17 protein-coding genes are annotated in these 17793 nt (G+C 48.8%); all 17 read right to left on the bottom strand.

From position 1 onward, the window contains the following. Positions 1-9: 9 nt before the first annotated feature. The 17 genes from astD to hfq all read right to left on the bottom strand — a co-directional run bounded on the left by astD (position 10) and on the right by hfq (position 17735). On the bottom strand, positions 10-1470 hold the full coding sequence (gene astD, locus JYB87_RS03605; RefSeq protein WP_207355552.1) for a succinylglutamate-semialdehyde dehydrogenase: 1461 nt from the start codon (positions 1468-1470) through the stop codon (positions 10-12). A 9-nt stretch (positions 1471-1479) separates the two neighbouring features. Further along, positions 1480-2505 carry an arginine N-succinyltransferase gene (gene astA, locus JYB87_RS03600; protein ID WP_207355551.1) on the bottom strand — a complete coding sequence of 342 codons (1026 nt, stop codon included), beginning with the start codon at positions 2503-2505 and terminating at the stop codon, positions 1480-1482. Positions 2506-2602: 97 nt separating this feature from the next. After that, positions 2603-3820, bottom strand: a complete 1218-nt coding sequence (locus JYB87_RS03595; protein ID WP_207355550.1) for an aspartate aminotransferase family protein — start codon at positions 3818-3820, stop codon at positions 2603-2605. 396 nt (positions 3821-4216) lie between these two features. Further along, positions 4217-5353 (bottom strand): HDOD domain-containing protein, encoded by a 1137-nt coding sequence (locus JYB87_RS03590; protein ID WP_207355549.1) that lies wholly within the window; start codon positions 5351-5353, stop codon positions 4217-4219. 194 nt (positions 5354-5547) lie between these two features. Further along, positions 5548-8040, bottom strand: coding sequence for a S9 family peptidase (locus JYB87_RS03585; protein WP_207355548.1), 2493 nt, complete (start codon positions 8038-8040; stop codon positions 5548-5550). Positions 8041-8183: 143 nt separating this feature from the next. Continuing rightward, entirely contained in the window at positions 8184-8753 is a 570-nt protein-coding gene (locus JYB87_RS03580; protein WP_207355547.1) for an anthranilate synthase component II, read from the bottom strand. 105 nt (positions 8754-8858) lie between these two features. Next, on the bottom strand, positions 8859-9530 hold the full coding sequence (locus JYB87_RS03575) for a glutathione S-transferase (RefSeq protein ID WP_207355546.1): 672 nt from the start codon (positions 9528-9530) through the stop codon (positions 8859-8861). A 6-nt stretch (positions 9531-9536) separates the two neighbouring features. Beyond that, positions 9537-9944 (bottom strand): hypothetical protein, encoded by a 408-nt coding sequence (locus JYB87_RS03570; protein ID WP_207355545.1) that lies wholly within the window; start codon positions 9942-9944, stop codon positions 9537-9539. Between the two features lie 157 nt (positions 9945-10101). After that, a complete protein-coding gene (locus tag JYB87_RS03565; RefSeq protein WP_207355544.1) occupies positions 10102-10563 on the bottom strand; it encodes a ClpXP protease specificity-enhancing factor in 462 nt (153 codons plus the stop codon). Continuing rightward, positions 10563-11192 (bottom strand): stringent starvation protein SspA, encoded by a 630-nt coding sequence (gene sspA, locus JYB87_RS03560; protein WP_207355543.1) that lies wholly within the window; start codon positions 11190-11192, stop codon positions 10563-10565. Before sspA ends, JYB87_RS03565 begins: the two co-directional genes overlap by 1 nt. Before the next feature lie 97 nt (positions 11193-11289). Further along, positions 11290-12015, bottom strand: a complete 726-nt coding sequence (locus JYB87_RS03555) for a cytochrome c1 (protein WP_207355542.1) — start codon at positions 12013-12015, stop codon at positions 11290-11292. After that, a complete protein-coding gene (locus tag JYB87_RS03550) occupies positions 12012-13226 on the bottom strand; it encodes a cytochrome b (protein WP_207355541.1) in 1215 nt (404 codons plus the stop codon). Before JYB87_RS03550 ends, JYB87_RS03555 begins: the two co-directional genes overlap by 4 nt. Positions 13227-13228: 2 nt before the next feature. Then, entirely contained in the window at positions 13229-13816 is a 588-nt protein-coding gene (gene petA / locus JYB87_RS03545; protein WP_207355540.1) for a ubiquinol-cytochrome c reductase iron-sulfur subunit, read from the bottom strand. A 195-nt stretch (positions 13817-14011) separates the two neighbouring features. Beyond that, complete coding sequence (gene hflC / locus JYB87_RS03540) at positions 14012-14926, bottom strand: protease modulator HflC (protein WP_207355539.1); 915 nt, start codon at positions 14924-14926, stop codon at positions 14012-14014. A gap of 3 nt (positions 14927-14929) precedes the next feature. Then, the gene (gene hflK, locus JYB87_RS03535) at positions 14930-16090 is read right to left on the bottom strand and encodes an FtsH protease activity modulator HflK (protein WP_207355538.1); all 1161 of its coding nucleotides are present in this window, start codon (positions 16088-16090) and stop codon (positions 14930-14932) included. A gap of 59 nt (positions 16091-16149) precedes the next feature. Next, positions 16150-17436, bottom strand: a complete 1287-nt coding sequence (hflX, locus tag JYB87_RS03530) for a ribosome rescue GTPase HflX (protein ID WP_207355537.1) — start codon at positions 17434-17436, stop codon at positions 16150-16152. A gap of 20 nt (positions 17437-17456) precedes the next feature. After that, entirely contained in the window at positions 17457-17735 is a 279-nt protein-coding gene (gene hfq, locus JYB87_RS03525) for an RNA chaperone Hfq (protein ID WP_207355536.1), read from the bottom strand. Positions 17736-17793: the final 58 nt, after the last annotated feature.

Below are 17793 nucleotides of genomic sequence, written 5' to 3'. Positions count from 1 at the left end.
CGCACAAGCTTAAAGGGTTAAACCTGGGCTGAGTGTTTCTGGCAAGCTCAGGCTATCTGCTTCCATTGAGGCCACGGGGTAAGCACAGTAATCCGCCGCGTAAAATGCGCTCGGGCGGTGATTACCTGAATCACCAATACCACCAAACGGGGCAGATCCCGCAGCACCGGTGATCTGCTTATTCCAGTTCACAATGCCAGCCCGACTGCGCGCGAGGAAGTAATCGAACTCTTCGCGGCTATCGGATAACAAACCAGCAGACAAGCCGTAGCGAGTATTATTGGCGATATTAATCGCCTCATCGAAACTGTCGTACCGGATCAACTGCAACAGCGGGCCAAAGTATTCTTCATCAGGTAACTCAGCAACCGCAGTCACATCGATCAACGCTGGTGATACCAAACCAGTACCTTCCGCTAACATAGTCATTGCCACCAACGCCGTGCCGCCCAAATCCAGCAATTTAGCTTGCGCTTGCAGCATGGCCTTGGCCGCATTGTGGGAAATCATCGCCCCCATAAAAGGTTGTGGCTCTGCGTTCCATGGCGCGACACGGATCTGCTTCACTGCCGCAACCAGCGCGGTAATCAAAGCATCACCTTGCTCACCTTTGGGTACTAACAAACGACGGGCACAGGTACAACGTTGCCCAGCGGAGATATAAGCCGATTGAATGATTTCGTGCACAGCGGCTTTAACATCGGCCACATCACGCACGATTAACGGATTATTACCGCCCATTTCCAGCGCGAGTATTGTGCCCGGACGACCGCCAAACTGTTGATGTAGCATCTGCCCAGTGCGCGAACTGCCAGTAAAGAACAAACCATCAATACGTGGATGCGAGGCCAGGGCTTTGCCCGTATCCACTTCGCCCTGAACAAGGTTTAGCACCCCAGCCGGTAAGCCCGCCTGTTGCCACAGTTTTAGCATTAACTCAGCCACGGCAGGTGTTTGCTCCGATGGCTTAAACACAACCGTGTTACCCGCCAATAGCGCTGGCACAATGTGACCATTGGGCAAATGCCCAGGAAAGTTATAGGGGCCGAACACCGCTACCACGCCATGAGGCTTATGCCGCAGTACCGCACGAGCTACTGGCAATTCGCTCTCAGTCGTGCCTGTGCGCTGCAGATAAGCTTTGGCTGACAGTGCAATTTTGCCGATCATTGCGGTCGCTTCGGTCACGGTTTCCCATAGCGGCTTGCCGGTCTCTTCAGCAATCAGCGTCGCCATTTCATCGCGGTGTTGTTCAAGCTGCACTTTATAGGCTTCAACGATGGCGAGGCGCTTTTCAAACCCCTGCATGTACCAAGCAAATTGTGCCTCAGCTGCAGCGCTCACGGCGCTGTTCACCTGCTGCGCGGTGGCAGCATTACCTTGCCAAATCTGCGCACCATTGGCGGGATTAAACGACGCCATGGGGGCGCCGTCACCTGCTTGCCATGTTCCGTTAATCAGCTGTGTCATAACAAATTCCTATATTGCGAGCACTCGCATTTGCTGGCCATCGTTCAGCAGCAACGCCTTGGCAAGTGCGTGAGAAATGGTCACCGTATCTCTGTCTTCATCAAGTTGCAGCGTGGTGAGCGTGGCACGAAAATCGGCTAATTGAGTATTGGCGACAATGTATTGTGGCGCCTCGGCGTTTACTGCGATATCAGCGATATTGACCGTAAACAAGCGGCTCTCTTTCACCGAGCGAATATCATCGCGGCTACATTCCACCGTGGGGCCTGCATCAAAAATATCGATATAGTTACGCCAGCGAAATCCTTCGGCCTGCAGCATGCTGAGTGCGGGGCGAGTATTGTTGTGCACTTCGCCAATCACCCGCTGTGCAACCTCGGGCAACAAACAGACATACACTGGGCTGCGCGGCATCATTTCAGCCATAAAAGACTTTTGCCCAAGTCCCGAAAGGTAATCCGCTTGAGTAAACTCAATCCCCAAAAAGTGCTCTTGTAACCAAGCGTAAAATGGCGAATTGCCCTGTTCATCACTAATGCCACGCATTTCCGCAATGACGGTTTCGCCAAAACGCTCAGGAAATTGCGCTAACAACATAAATCGCACACGCGAGAGCAAACGGCCATTGAACCCACGGCGATAATTAGGCCGCAAAAACAGAGTGCACAGTTCGGCTGAGCCGGTGTAGTCGTGGCACAGAGTTAAGGTTTCCACTTCATTGCGCACGCCTATTTGACTGGAATAATAAACTTCGGTACCCAAGCGATAATGGTAGAAAGCATCTTGCTGCCCGACAGCCGCTTCGATACCGCAGGTGCCGACTACCTCACCCGTATCGGTATCTTCGAGCACCAGCAGATAGCCTTCATGACCGGGGCGCTCAATCGCTTTAATAAAAGACGCTTCCGAGCGGGCAATTTTTGCCGCCAGTAGCTCATCATTAACAGGTAGTGAAGTGAATCCATGACCGGATTCTACGGCAATGGTGCGTAGCGCTGCGAAGTCGCTGTGACGGATCGGCCTGATGACTAACATGGTTAAGTTCTCCCTTCTCCCAACCAAACAACGGGGACAGTTTTGTCCCCGGATGGGATCGAAACTGCGTACCTCAAACGTGACAGTTTGAGATAAGCTAACCAGCTACCACCTGTGCGACTGCAGCTTCAAAGCGTTGTAAACCTTCAGCAATATCTGCTTCAGGAATGATCAGCGAAGGCGCAAAACGCACCACATTTGCCCCTGCAACTAGGGTCATTAAGCCGTTATCGATAGAGGCCAACAGGAAGTCACGGCTACGGCCTTGATATTTTTCATTCAGCACGCCGCCGAGCAACAAGCCTTTACCGCGAATTTGTGAAAATACGTGGTATTTGTCGTTGATGGCATTTAGGCCATCGCGGAACAGTTGCTCACGCTGCTTCACACCGTCGAGCACTTCGGGGGTGTTGACGATATCCAATACTGCGTTGCCAATAGCGCACGCCAGCGGGTTACCACCGTAGGTAGAACCGTGTGTGCCCACTTTAAAGTGTGCTGCAATCTCATTGGTGGTCAGCATCGCCGCTAATGGGAAGCCACCGCCAATCGCCTTGGCAGAAGTCAAAATGTCAGGCGTGACATCTGTGCCCATGTAGGCATAGAGATCGCCAGTACGGCCAACACCGGTTTGTACTTCATCAAAGATCAGCAGCGCGTTGTATTTATCCGCTAACTCACGCACTTTGCTGAGGAATTCTGGATCTGGGCTAATAATGCCGCCCTCGCCTTGCAGCGGTTCAATCATAATGGCGCAAGTGGCTTCAGACACAGTTGCTTCAAGTGCCGCAATATCATTGTAAGGAATGTGAGTAATGCCTTGAGGCTTTGGTCCAAAACCATCAGAGTAGGTTGCTTGACCACCAACACTTACTGTGAAAAAGGTACGGCCGTGGAACGCCTTATCGAATGCAATAATTTGGTCTTTGCCTTCACCATATTTATCAAACGCATAGCGACGCGCCAGTTTCAACGCCGCTTCGTTTGCTTCTGCACCTGAGTTGGCAAAAAAGACTTTGTCGGCAAATGTGGCGTTCACCAGTTTAGTGGCAAGTTCCAGCGCAGGCTCGTTGGTCATCACGTTTGATAGATGCCACAGTTTTTCGCCCTGCTCTTTCAATGCAGCAACCAACGCTGGGTGACAATGCCCCAATGCGGTGACCGCGATACCACCAGCAAAATCGATAAACTCCTGTCCTTGCTGATCCCAAACTCGGCTGCCTTCCCCTTTTACCGGAATGATAGGGGATGGTGCATAATTAGGCACCATAACTTCGTCGAATTGCTCGCGGGTCAACTTAATTTCTACTGTCATTATTGCTAATCCTTTCTTCACAGAAGGTGGCTTTATCTACGCTTCTGCCGCAGTGTTACCAATGGTTTTGATCGAATGCTACTGCGAGAATGCGTTTGGTATATGTGACATACTTAGCTTAAATGTGATCAAAACACCAGATTGATTACATTAGTAAATGACGCGCACAAACCGATTTTGAATAACAAGTTGATATAGTGCGCTAAACAGGCATTATTCAGCTGGTTTGATGGCATAAATAGTCACAAAAAAAACACAAACTCATCAATTTGTTTAATTATTCGATATGAGTGAATAATTATCCGAATGGTAACAGTGATACGCCTAAGAATGAAGCACTCCTTAGGCGAATTTTTTAGGCGGAGAAAATACTGGTTGGCAAGCTAAGCGTACAGCTTAGACGGCTTCTGTTTTGCGGAAGTTTTGCCCGCTGAGTCGGATCGCTTCTTGTTCGCTCAATTCATAGTAACGGTACATCAATTGCCGTTCGTTGAAGCTCAATTGTTGCCCTTCATCAAGCAGCATGCATTTAGCATAACAAGAGGATTTAGCGATAATTTTAGCGTCATCAGACAGCGCCACAACCCCTTTTGCTTCGGTAAGTTCACGTAGAATAGACACAGCTTTAACATCAGCGAAGCCTAAGCTTTCAGGCAGTTTCCACGTCAACGCTAAACTTTGTTCGGCAATCATCGGCCATACCAAATCTAGCGGGAATTCACACACAGACAAGGCATCATGCAAGGCGCTGTCGCGCTCCACCAAGGCTTGGCGCATCCAAGTGTGGCGCAGTTGCTCAAAAACATCCGCACTGACACTTAACATCACCGACATGCCCAGCTGCTTCATCAGTGCAATGGTGTAAAACAAGGTCGGATCTTGTTGATGTAGCTCGGCCAAGGCGCGCGCTGCGATGCCTTGCAGCTGCGAATAACGCCAAACCTTACGACTGACCCACAGCAAACTCGGTGATTGCGATAACCAATAGCGGCACACATAGTAAGGAATGTAGGCTCGTAAATTATCGAGCCCGATATACGCCAACGCGACTTTCAGATCGTTTACTTGGGTATCACTGTGTTGTTGCCGACGCGCCATAAATGATGGGCTATTTACGATGGCGGTGATATCGCGCCCCAACCAGCCAATTTCCGCAACAATCGGCCGAATACGGTTTAGGTCAACCCGAGGAGAGTTTAGTAATTCCAGTAGTAACAGTTGTTTGTCTGAAACGGCACTGTCTTTAAGAAACAGTTGCGGTTGCGATAAACGGTTACCTAATTCTGCCTGTAATAACTTTGTCAGCTGCTCGGTGAGTTGCGCCACCAGCTGCTGTGCTTGCTGCTTCTTTTCCAAACGTTTTATCGCGGCCTCACGTTCTACCGCGATTTTATGGGCGATAGCTTCAAGCTCTGCATCCAACGGATTTGACACAGCACCACGCTGCTGCCCGGAAATCAGCTGTTTATAAAAGCGTTGTTCGATGTCGTTAATGGCTGACGGTTTTGCACCGCCGACTAAAGAAGCAACCAAAGTCTCTGTTTCCTACAGGTCGTAAACTGGGATGATGGCCTATTCTAACTGTATACGTTATCGGCCTCACCCCTTTTTACGTTAGATATCGCCGAGTTGCGCTGTCGATAGCCGCAATGATGTCAGTAGCACGCCGCTCAGACAAAAAATAGGCTCCTGAGTAGGAGCCTAATATTCTTCAATGCCGCTAAACGTTATTTTTTAAGCGGTTTTACGTCAGTTTCAAACAAGCGGAAAATACGGCGGTATTCATCTAACCAACTTGAAGGCTGACGGAAACCATGCGGTTCAACCGGATAGTACGCCATATCAAAGTTCGGGTTTTCCAGCTCAATTAAGTGCTGCACCAAACGCACACTGTCTTGGAAGAATACGTTGTTATCCACCACGCCACCCAATATCAGCAGATGGTTTTTCAGTCCCGCGGCAAACTCAATCGGAGAGCTACGGTTATAAGCAATTGCATCATCATCCGGCGTGTTGAGAATGTTTGAGGTATAGCCCGTGTTGTAGTGAGCCCAATCCGCAACTGGACGCAACGCTGCACCCGCTTTGAACAACTCAGGCTCACGGAACATCGACATAAAGGTCAGGAAGCCGCCATAAGAGCCACCATAGGTGCCTACGCGGGTTGGGTCGATGTTGGTATTTTGTACCATCCACGCCACACCATCTTTCAAGTCTTCCACTTCTGGGTGACCCATGTTGCGATAGATGGCAGTACGCCAATCACGGCCATAGCCTTTTGAGCCGCGGTAATCCATATCCAGCACAACGTAGCCTTGCTGCGCCAACAAATTGTTGAACATGAACTCGCGGAAATAACCCGAGAAGCCATAGTGCACTTCCTGCAGGTAGCCCGCTCCGTGGTTAAAGATAACGGCCGGATACTTCTCTGCGCGGCGCTTATCAAAGCCTTTTGGCAGATATAAACGGGCATAAACTTTACCGGCACCGTGGGTAGATGGCACTTCGATAATCTCTGGCGCCTGCCAAGGATAGTTAGCAAACTCTGCGCTGGTGTAATTGGTCAGTTGCTTGAGTTCGCCGCCAATTGGCTGCAGATACAACTCATCAGGTTTGGTGAGTTGTGATGCGGTCAGCAACAAGCTATCGCCGCTTGGATTCAGTTGATAATCCAAGGTGCCCGTCCAATCGGTCAACTGCTCATTTTTACCAGTGGCCAGTTCAACGCGATAAACATTGTATTTACCGGGATGATCTTTGTTGGCCTTGTAATAGATGTATTGTGCCTTTGGCCCGACGGTCACATCACTCACCACATAGTTGCCGCTGGTTAACGCCTTTTCTTTGCCAGCCAAAGGTTTGATATACAGTTGTGCATAGCCGGATTGTTCAGACAGATAGAACAAGGTGTCGCTGTTCGGCAACCAACCAAATTGGTTGTGATCATAGTTAATCCACGCATCATCATGCAGGCGGTGTTGGGTAACAAACTTGCCCTTCTGCAGATCAACCGTGGCAATCCAACGGTCTTTGTTATCAACTGCTTCCACCATGACAGCTAACACAGGTTTGCCATCTTGCCACTGCAGAGCGCTTTGCACCCAGCTCCAGTCTTCAATCAAACGGATTTTGCGCGGTTTGGTTTCGCTTTGATATTGCTTGCCTTCAGCTTTAGCATTTTCAGCTTTAACCTTGGCTAACACATCTTCGTTATAGCCAGTTAAGCCTTCGATGGTGACATCCTTTTGGCTATGTTTGGCCAAGTCCAACACCACAAAACGTTGCCCCGGTACATCATCTTCGGCAACCCGAGCGCGTACTGGCACAGACTCAATCTCGCCATCGGCATGAATGTAGTTCGGCATGATGTCGCTTTGCGCGCGGCCAGTGTAATTTTTGTCTTGCAGCACCAAGAACAGGTATTGCCCGTCTGGCGATACGCTCAGCTCTTGCAGCGCATCTTGCTCACCGAGATAAAATGGCTCAGCCGCCATGGTTGGGTCTGCGGCGCGCAATACCGCTTTGTAATCTTCTGCCGCTTTGGCTTTCGCATGCTCTTGCGCCACGTATTGAATCAAGCGCGCTTGCTGCTTGGCGAGGAATGAGCTTGGGTCTTTAACGCCCTCTGGCGCTTTGCTAAACCGAATGTCGGCCAACACCGCAACCATGCCGCTGGCGCTGTCGATTTGGAAAACCTTGTCGCCTTGCCAATAAACCACATCGCCATTGTTCAAGAAGCTGGCACCGTCGATGCGGTCAGCTTGACGAGTGAGTTGCTGGATGTTGCCACTGGCAATGTCTTTCACGAACAAGTTGTTTTGATACACATAGGCTTTGCGTTTTTTATCAGCACTGTAGACGCCCAAACGTTGCGATGCCTTGTGCAGCTCAGCTAACGGCAGAGCTTCGGTCTCGCCGCTGGCAATATTTAATCGGTAGTAATCACGTAGGCGTGATGCACTCTTACCACGAGAAAACAGCACTGATTCGCCGTTATCGCTCCAATATGCGCCTTCTGCCGTCAGTCCCATCCAATCAGGGTCGGCCATAATCTGATTCAAGGTAAGAGGTTGATCGGCAACCGGCGGTGTCGCCAGTGTTGGTGCGGCGACCACAGTAACTGCTGCGGTTAAGGTTTGTTCAGCACTGGTAGCAGCACAACCTGAAAGAACGGCCAGCGCAATTGCACTCAGCCCAAGTTGGCGAAGGTAATTGTTCATTCCATATCCTTGTTATTTTTAGCCCGGGCACTTTGGCCATGGGAATAGATGCTCGCGATAAAGCGCCATTTATACCATAGCTGGGCAGTGACAAGGGCGATTGTTACCTGGGAAACTTGTAAGAGCGTGTTAGCAAACTGGGGTTATTGCGCGAGAAAGTTTTGCAGCAAAGCGTGACCCGATTGGGTCAATATCGACTCTGGATGAAACTGCACGCCGTAGAGCTGCAGCGCAGGATGACTGAGCGCCATGATTTCGTGCCCATGTACTGGGTCATCAAACCAGGCATCCTCAATAAAGCCATTCGGCACACTATCCACGAGCAATGAATGGTAGCGCGTCACGGTTAACGGGTTGGGTAAATCTGCAAATAGCCGTTGGCTATTATGGCTAATGGCAGAGGTTTTGCCATGCATCACCCGTTGGGCACGAATCACTTCTGCGCCAAACACTTGCGCAATCGCTTGATGGCCAAGACAGACTCCAAGAATAGGTAACTTACCGGCGTAAGCTTCGATGGCGGCGAGTGAGATTCCCGCTTCATTAGGAGTACAAGGGCCTGGTGAAATCACCAAATGAGACGGATTAAGCTTGGCAATCTGCTCAACGGATAATTCATCATTGCGTAAAACGAGCGGCTGCTGACCTAACTGCTGAAAGTACTGCACCAAGTTATAGGTGAAAGAATCGTAGTTATCGATAATCAACAGCATATGATCGCCCAGTCATGCAACTCAAAACAACGCTGCGGCATTGTATGTGATTCAGCTCAAAGAACCAATGGTTAGCGACCATCCGTTAAGTAAACGCGCTGCAAGCTAACGGGATAATGTTGCCGATAGACAGTATTCCGCATCACCGGGTTGCCATATAGGGTGCTTTCTCATCGCCGCGATAAACCACGGATGCGCCAACCACGCGGCTAACCATTGCTGCAGCCAAGGTAATTGCGCCGCAGCAAACATGGCTTGATCGACAAACGCGCATTGGCGTACAAATGGCATGACAAGCAGATCAGCGATGGTTGGCCGCTGCAATAAATACCCCTGTTGGTGACTCGCTAATTGCGCTTCCAACTGCTGTAAAAATACTAGCGCCTGCTGCCAATAAGCGGCCTGTGTTTGCTCAGGGAAGCGGTCAAAATATTTGTAACGGTCGAGCCAATATTTGAACTCAGTATCATTCTGTTTGAGCAGCGCCTGAGTCCAATGCTGCTCCGCCGCGGAAAGCTGCAGTAGCTGATGCCGGTCTTGCTGCTGCAGCGCCCAATAGGCGATATCGGCGCTTTCATCTAACACAGTGCCATCGGTCAACTGCATTACCGGCACAGTGGCTTTGGCAGATAACGCCATCAGCGCTGTCGGCTTGTGCTTGAGTTCGATTTCACGCACGTTAACGGTCACACCGCTGGCAATTAATGCCAATCGTGCACGCATTGCGTAAGGGCAACGACGAAAATTATAGAGTAATGGTAGCCCCGAGTGCGCCATCAGCAGCTAACCTTCAACTGACTTTAATGAGCGTAAAAACAAGCCAATTCCACCGACCAACAGCACCAGAATCACAATTAAATCAAAGCTGCTCATATTACGCAGATGGAAATGGATGGAGGATATCACCCCAAAAATTAGCGCCACCAATGCGCCGACAGCAAGAATCCACCCCAGAATATTACGGCTGTTGTAGAACACTAAACCCACCCCAAACATAAACGGGATCATAATCATGCCGCCGGTAATGCCCCATTGGCTGCCGAGCATACCTACGCCATAAAGCCGCGCGCCAAGGCCAAAACTTGAGGAAACACTGATGGCATTGAGCAGCAGATAGCCGCCACCACAAATCATTGCCAAACCAAGAAAAAACTGGCCAATACCGCCAGATGTGCCGCCCGCACCTTTCATGTCGTATTCCCTCTCGATGGTGGAGTTTCAATCGATTCTACCCAACTCGATTCGCCACCACAATCGCGGTTGTTGGTCAAAATCACTCGCCGTTACAAGCTGTTAGAAACAAAAAAGCCAGTCATCATAGACTGGCTTTCAGCAAAGACGTTATCGGTTACTTCACCACTGTTAAATGCGCACGGCGTTTTGCCTTGTCATCAGTCACTGATGTTTTTGGCTTACGTTCGTGTGCGATATCAACTGCTTCAGACTCCACCACGTTCAACATGGCATCTTCGCCTTCTTCTAACAGATATGCATCTTCCATATCAAACACTGTACCTGCACCGTTTTCGCGGGCATAGATCGCCACAATAGACTGCATCGGCAGAATCAATTGTTGTGGCACACCACCAAAACGCGCACTGAATTCGACAAAATCATTATCGAATTGCAGATTGCCTACCGCTGATGGTGCAATGTTCAATACAATTTGCCCGTCTTTCACGTACTGCAATGGCACTTGAGTTCCTTGCACTGTGGCATCAACCACTAAGTGCGGTGTTAAATCGTTATCTAACAGCCATTGGAAATAAGCACGCAACAAATACGGGCGACTTGGCGTCATTCCTTTCATTACAGCCCCATACGCATTTCGCGTTCGGTTTCAGTCAGAGACGCTTTAAATGAATCACGTTCAAACACGCGAGTCATGTAAGCTTTGATCTCTTTTGACGCTTTACCATCAAGTTCAATACCCAGCGCTGGCAAACGCCACAACAATGGGCCAAGGTAGCAGTCTGCTAACCCGAACTCTTCACTCATGAAGTAAGGCATTTCAATAAATACTGGTGCGATGGCCAGAATGCTCTCCAGCAGTTCCTTACGCGCTTGATCGGCACCATCGTTGTTACGAATGCGATCAACCAAGCTATACCAGTCTTTTTCAATGCGGTGCATCATCAAACGAGTTTGACCACGTGATACAGGATAAACCGGCATCAATGGTGGATGAGGAAAACGCTCGTCGAGGTATTCCATAATGATACGGCTTTCGTACAACACCAGTTCACGGTCAACCAGTGTTGGCACTGAATTGTAAGGATTCAGTTCCAGCAGATCTTCAGGTAGTTCATTAGGGTCTACCTGCAGCACATCCACTGTCACCCCTTTTTCAGCCAGTACAATACGAACCTGATGGCTGTACAAATCATCAGCCCCGGAAAACAGGGTCATAATAGAGCGTTTATTGGCAGCCAGAGCCATCGATCCCCTCCAGATTTCATAAAACAAACGCAAACATGAGCGTTAATTGCCCAGTTCGCGCTATTTGGATGGCGTATTTTACCACTTTTTGTAGGCTTTAGTGTACATCCTTCCAATATTCTTTCTTCAACAGCCAAGCCAATAAGAAAAATACCGCCAGATACAGCAGTACCCAACGTCCCATTTGCTCCCGTTGTGCTTTCACCGGTTCGGCAGCATAGACCAAATAAGCGGTGATATCTTTGACCAAAGCATCATACTCTGGAGCACTCATGCTCCCGCCTTGAGGATCACTTATTCCCACAACTTTCGTGATAGTACGGCCATTCTTTTGCTGTTGCGCCAGCGTAGGTAATGCTAATCCTTGTTCATACTGCAACACGTGAGGCATTGAGGTATATGGCATTAGCAGGTTGTTAACGCCAAATGGACGTTTATCGTCTTGATAAAAGGATTTGAGAAAACTGTAAACCCAATCTTCACCACGAACACGGCTGACGAGCGTCAAATCTGGCGGCGCCATGCCAAACCACCGCGTTGCATCTTCATCTGTCATAGTGCGTTCGATCAAATCGGATTCCTGCGCTCCGGTAAACATGTACTGTTTGAGCTCATCCTCAGTTAGGCCTAAATCGTCAGCTACACGTTGATAACGTTGAAAATGGGTACTATGGCAGGAGGCACAATAGGTTTGAAATGCTTTAAAACCGCGTTTTTGTGCTGCCACATCTTGGCTATCAATGTTAGCCGATTGCAAATCAACTTCGGCAGCGAACGTGAGCGCAGGGAGCAATAACAATATCAGCACGATTAATTGCTTCATTTGAATGACACCCTTTCTGGTACTGGCTTGGTCACTTCGTGCTTGCTGTAAAGCATTAACGCAATAAAAAAGCCGAAATAGCCGATGGTAAACACCCGCGAGCACCACTTCAGCACGCTAGTTTCTGGCAACAGCCCAATCACACCGAGTGCAATAAACGATACCGCAAACTGGGTTAAATTGATCTTATGTAATCGGCTGCGATACCGCACCGATTTCACCTTGCAGCGGTCAAGCCAAGGCACAATAAACAACAGCGCAATCGATAAGCCCATCACCACGATGCCGCCAAGCTTATCAGGAACCGCGCGCAACATGGCGTAAAACGGGGTGAAGTACCAGACCGGCGTAATATGGTCCGGCGTTTTTAGTGGATTTGCCGCTTCAAAATTGGGGCTTTCCAACATCAAACCGCCGCCCTCTGGCAAAAAGAACACCAGAAAGCAGAAAATCATCAGGAACCCGGCAATCCCGAGCACGTCTTTCACTGTGTAATAGGGATGAAACGGAATACCGTCGAGCGGCCAGCCATCTTCATCTTTGTATTTTTTTATTTCGATACCATCGGGATTATTTGAACCCACTTCGTGCAATGCAATCAGATGCAAAAATATCAGCACCACCATAATTAATGGCAGCGCGATCACATGCAGCGCAAAGAAACGATTTAGCGTAGCACCCGACACCACATAATCGCCGCGGATCCATAGCGTTAAATCGTCGCCTATTACAGGTATTGCGCCAAATAGCGAAATAATCACCTGCGCGCCCCAATAGGACATCTGCCCCCAAGGCAACAGATAGCCCATAAAGGCTTCGGCCATCATCACCACAAAAATCAGCATGCCAAAAATCCACAGCAACTCGCGCGGTTTTTGATAGGAACCATAAAGTAGCCCACGGAACATATGCAGATAGATCACCGCAAAGAATGCGGTCGCGCCAGTCGAATGCATGTAGCGCAGCAGCCAACCGTATTCGACATCACGCATCAAGTATTCGACCGAGGCAAATGCGCCTTCGGTGGTCGGCACATAACTCATGGTAAGCCAAACGCCAGTAAATAGCTGATTCATTAACACCACTAAGGCCAATGAGCCAAACAGATACCAGATATTGAAGTTCTTAGGTGCAGGGTATTGTCCCACATGCCGCTTGTAGGTGGCGGACATTGGAATGCGATCATCTAACCAGCTAATTAGTTTCTTCATCGTTATGCAGGTTCCTGATCAACACCAATCACAAGCAGATTGTCATCCACAAATTTGTGCGGCGGCACAACCAGATTCAACGGCGCTGGTACCCCTTGAAAGACCCTTCCGGCCATATCAAACCCTGAGCCATGACAAGGACAGAAAAATCCGGCAATCACTTGATCCACATGCTCAGAAAAACTGTCGGGTTGATAATTAGGGCTGCAGCCTAAATGGGTACAAATGCCAATCGCCACAAAAATTTCGGGCTTGATTGAACGCCACGGGTTTTGAGCATACTTAGGTTGCTGAGGCTCAACGGATTGCGGGTCACGTAGCAATTCTTCGTGTTGGGCGAGTGCATCCAACATGGCCTGCGGCCGTTTTACGACCCACACGGGACGACCACGCCACATCACTTTGATAAGCTGACCTGGCTCAAGCTTGCTAATATTCACTTCAACCGGCACTGAGGCTGCCTTGGCTTTGGCGGATGGGTTCCAAGATTTGAGAAATGGCACCGATGCAGCGGCAATTCCAGCGCCTCCGACGGCAATCGTGGTGAGCGCTAATATGCGTCTGCGTCCGAAATCTGCCGAACTGCTCATTCAATATTCTCCGCAGCGCTACGCTTGCAATCAGAAAAGCGCTTACATCTGGTTTAGTTTGCTCGGCATTATAAAAAAAAGTGCTCAATAATTCATTTGCTAAAGTGATAAAAATCACCGCTAAATCGATTATTTATTGAGGTATAGAGACAAAAAAGCCCAGTATTCACTGGGCTTTCAACAGGCAAACTGAACTTACTTGTTACCGTCTTTAAGATACTTAAAGAACTCACTGTCTGGCGCTAACACCATCACATCTGATTTACCGGTAAAGCTGGCTTTATAGGCTTCTAAACTGCGTAGGAAGCTATAGAACTCAGGATCTTTGTTGTAGGCATCGGCATAAACCTTAGCGGCTAATGCATCGCCTTGACCTTTAATGACCTCAGCATCACGACGCGCGTTTGCCAACGTCACCACTACGTTGGCATCGGTACGAGCACGGATTGTTTCCGCTTCTTCTTTACCTTTTGCACGGTGTTCTTTAGCTACCGCCAGACGTTCGGCGCGCATACGTTGGAAGATACTGTTACTGACATTATTCGGCAGGTTGATCTGCTTAACGCGCACATCCACCACTTCAATACCCAGGTCTTGCGCACTAATTGCGGCATTTTCCAGAGCTAAACGTTGCAACTCGTCACGACTTGACCCCGCAACCGCGCTGTCTTCGCTGATACCCGAAACAATCTCTTTGATCGTACGTTTACCAAATTCAGTACGCAGGTCGCTGTTGATTTTGCGTTGCAGCAACATCTCAGCGTTTGACTTCATACCGCCGTTAGTGGCCAAGTAGAACTTTTCAAAGTCCATAATGCGCCACTTAACATAAGAGTCGACCATTAAGTCTTTCTTCTCAGATGTGACGAAACGGTCTGCCGCACCATCTAAGGTTTGAATACGCGCATCCAGATAGCGGATCTTATCAATGACAGGTAGCTTAACGTGTAAGCCCGGGCCATACACACGAGTCACCGGTTTACCGTCAACGTTATCTTTTAATACTTCACCGAAGCGAGACACAATCGCACGCTCACCTTCAGTCACAACCATCAAAGATGACAGACTCACGCCAATCACGATGGCAGCAATAATCAAAATACCTCTCATCGATTATTCCCCCCGTCCTTGACGTACACGAGCATCGCGCGGAGTACGTCCTGTGGTTGACATATAGTTGTTTGAAGCACTGGATGAACTGCTCGTTGCTGAAGAGCTACTGTAATTAGTCACAGAATCTGGCTGCATTACATCAGACTCAGATACTGCAGCACGCTTTTCCATCAGTTTATCTAACGGTAAATACATCATGTTATTGCTGTTTTTACTGTCGACCAGCACTTTACTGCTGTTGCTATACACTTCTTGCATCGCATCTAGATACAAACGCTTACGAGTAACTTCAGGCGCTTGTTTATATTCTGGCAGCAACTTATCGAAGCGCGCAGCGGCACCTTCTGCATCTTGCACGACACGCTCTTTATATGCGCGCGCATCTTGGCTAATACGTTGTACTTGACCACGTGCTTTAGGTTCGATTTCACGCTCATACGCCTCTGCTTCACGGATGAAACGTTGCTCATCTTCTTGTGCAGAAATCGCATCATCAAACGCTTCTTTAACCTCTTCCGGCGGGCGTGCAGGCAAGAAGTTAACGTCCACAATGGTCAAGCCTAATTTGTAAGGTTCAATGATGCGTTCAATTTCGGCCCAAGTGTTATCACGAATTGTGGCACGACCTGTGGTAAGAATGTCATCCATTTTGGAATGACCTACCACGTAACGTAATGCGCTATCGGTTGCTTCACTTAAGCTCGATTTTGGATCAACTGCACTGAACAGGTAGTTGTAAGCGTCAGTCACTTTGAACTGCACATCCAACTCGACCTGCACTACGTTTTCATCAGCTGTCAGCATGCTGCCCGACGCTGGGATAGACCGCACGGTTGAAACATCTACTGGCAACACTGAATCGATAAACGTGGCTTTCCAGTGCAAACCTGGGCCCACTTCACCGACATGTTGTCCAAAGCGCATCACGACGCCGCGTTCAGCTTCTTTGATGGTGTAGAAACCCGCCAGTCCCCAAACAACTAGTGCAATCACCACAACAATCGCTAGCGCACCAAAGCTAAAGCCCGCGCCACCGCCTGAACCACCAAAGCGCTTCGACAGTTTGCGAAACACTTCATCGACATCTGGTGGTCCCTTGTCGTTACCACCTTTATTTCCCCAAGGATCATTACCCTTGTTACCGGGCTCATTCCAAGCCATTTAAAACTCCATAACAGAATGAATACACTGGGTTATTTATTAACTTTATCTGAGTCCGTTCAAGCTTCAATAACGAAGCTTTCAAGCTCACCTTCACTTTGCTTCACTAAACGATTCCAGTCTGCTTCTGGCATTTTCACAGTCAGTAAGCAGTTCCCTTCTTCATCGTAAGCTTGCTGTTGAATCGCTTCTAATCGGAAAAACTGACTCACATAACGTCCTGCACTGGCAGGAAGCTTTAAATCTACGTCAACTACATGGTTTCCAATAAGTTGCTCAATCGCCTTTAGCAATAGGTCTAAACCGAGTTGCTTTTGCGCCGAAATCCACACCCGGTATGGCTTACCTTCGCCATCAACGTCAACTTTTGCTTGAGCTTCTTCGAGTAGATCAATCTTATTGCATACAATCAGTTGCGGAATATCTGCTGCATCAATATCGGTCAATACCGCTTGCACTTGGGCAAAATTATCGTCCATATTGTCGTCCGCACAGTCCACCACATGTAGCAACAAATCGGCTTGACGGGTTTCTTGCAGCGTTGCTTTAAATGCAGCAACTAACTCATGCGGAAGATGGCGAATGAACCCTACAGTGTCAGCCAAAAAGACAGCATGATGCTCCAGATCCAATTTACGCAAGGTAGGATCCAGTGTAGCAAACAGCTGATCGGCCGCATAAACAGTTGACGATGTCAGGGTATTGAACAGTGTTGATTTACCGGCGTTGGTATAGCCCACCAGCGAGACCGTTGCCATGTCACTGCGCTGACGTGCACGACGGCTTTGCTCACGCTGTTTGTCTACTTTCTCAAGACGACGGTTAATATATTTGATCCGCCCACGCAGCAAACGACGGTCAGTTTCCAGCTGAGTTTCACCTGGGCCCCGCATGCCGATACCGCCTTTTTGACGCTCAAGGTGGGTCCAACCTCGGATGAGGCGAGTCGACATGTGGCGCAGCTGCGCAAGTTCAACTTGCAGCTTACCTTCATGCGTTCTCGCCCGCTGAGCGAAAATATCAAGAATTAACGTAGTACGATCGAGTACCCGGCAATGGCACAGCGCTTCTAAGTTACGTTCTTGAGCAGGCGTCAGCGCGTGATTAAAAATCACCACGTTAGCTTCCGTAGCAGCAACAAGTGCAGCTAATTCTTCAGCTTTACCTGTACCAACAAAATATTTGCGATCAGGCGCTCTACGACTTCCTGTTATAACACCGACTGAACGTGCTCCTGCGGATTCAACCAACAGTTGCAATTCAAGGAGATCTTCTCTGCTGTCTTCATCGGAAAATTCCAAATGGACCAGAACGGCTGTCTCCCCCGCCTCATAGCGTTCAAACAAGAAGTAGGCTCCTTAAAATATTACTGTTCGCTGCTGTCTTCGTGCTGGCCGTTGTAACCAGCTTGACCGCCTTGATGGCTGCCACTGCCCATATTGAATGGACGAGAAGGCACCACTGTTGAGATGGCATGTTTGTACACCATCTGACTGACTGTGTTTTTCAGCAAAATAACAAACTGATCAAAAGACTCTACCTGCCCTTGCAATTTAATGCCGTTAACCAGATAGATAGAAACAGGAACACGTTCACGGCGTAACGCATTCAAGAATGGGTCTTGTAATGATTGCCCCTTAGCCATTTTTTTTTCCTTTTTACTTTATATTAATCCAACAGTGACACTTTCTTATTTAGTTTTA

This window comes from Shewanella avicenniae (genome assembly GCF_017354945.1).
GTDB classification, from domain to species: domain Bacteria; phylum Pseudomonadota; class Gammaproteobacteria; order Enterobacterales; family Shewanellaceae; genus Shewanella; species Shewanella avicenniae.
The sequence above is the reverse complement of the archived record's forward strand: the minus strand, read 5'-3'. Positions and strand labels throughout refer to the sequence as shown.

Excerpts from the sequence above, each read along its gene's own strand:
- astD (WP_207355552.1), bottom strand. The coding sequence starts at position 1,470 with ATGACACAGCTGATTAACGGAACATGGCAAGCAGGTGACGGCGCCCCC.
- astA (WP_207355551.1), bottom strand. The coding sequence starts at position 2,505 with ATGTTAGTCATCAGGCCGATCCGTCACAGCGACTTCGCAGCGCTACGC.
- JYB87_RS03595 (WP_207355550.1), bottom strand. The coding sequence starts at position 3,820 with ATGACAGTAGAAATTAAGTTGACCCGCGAGCAATTCGACGAAGTTATG.
- JYB87_RS03585 (WP_207355548.1), bottom strand. The coding sequence starts at position 8,040 with ATGAACAATTACCTTCGCCAACTTGGGCTGAGTGCAATTGCGCTGGCC.
- JYB87_RS03580 (WP_207355547.1), bottom strand. The coding sequence starts at position 8,753 with ATGCTGTTGATTATCGATAACTACGATTCTTTCACCTATAACTTGGTG.
- JYB87_RS03575 (WP_207355546.1), bottom strand. The coding sequence starts at position 9,530 with ATGGCGCACTCGGGGCTACCATTACTCTATAATTTTCGTCGTTGCCCT.
- JYB87_RS03570 (WP_207355545.1), bottom strand. The coding sequence starts at position 9,944 with ATGAAAGGTGCGGGCGGCACATCTGGCGGTATTGGCCAGTTTTTTCTT.
- JYB87_RS03565 (WP_207355544.1), bottom strand. The coding sequence starts at position 10,563 with ATGAAAGGAATGACGCCAAGTCGCCCGTATTTGTTGCGTGCTTATTTC.
- sspA (WP_207355543.1), bottom strand. The coding sequence starts at position 11,192 with ATGGCTCTGGCTGCCAATAAACGCTCTATTATGACCCTGTTTTCCGGG.
- JYB87_RS03555 (WP_207355542.1), bottom strand. The coding sequence starts at position 12,015 with ATGAAGCAATTAATCGTGCTGATATTGTTATTGCTCCCTGCGCTCACG.
- JYB87_RS03550 (WP_207355541.1), bottom strand. The coding sequence starts at position 13,226 with ATGAAGAAACTAATTAGCTGGTTAGATGATCGCATTCCAATGTCCGCC.
- petA (WP_207355540.1), bottom strand. The coding sequence starts at position 13,816 with ATGAGCAGTTCGGCAGATTTCGGACGCAGACGCATATTAGCGCTCACC.
- hflC (WP_207355539.1), bottom strand. The coding sequence starts at position 14,926 with ATGAGAGGTATTTTGATTATTGCTGCCATCGTGATTGGCGTGAGTCTG.
- hflK (WP_207355538.1), bottom strand. The coding sequence starts at position 16,090 with ATGGCTTGGAATGAGCCCGGTAACAAGGGTAATGATCCTTGGGGAAAT.
- hfq (WP_207355536.1), bottom strand. The coding sequence starts at position 17,735 with ATGGCTAAGGGGCAATCATTACAAGACCCATTCTTGAATGCGTTACGC.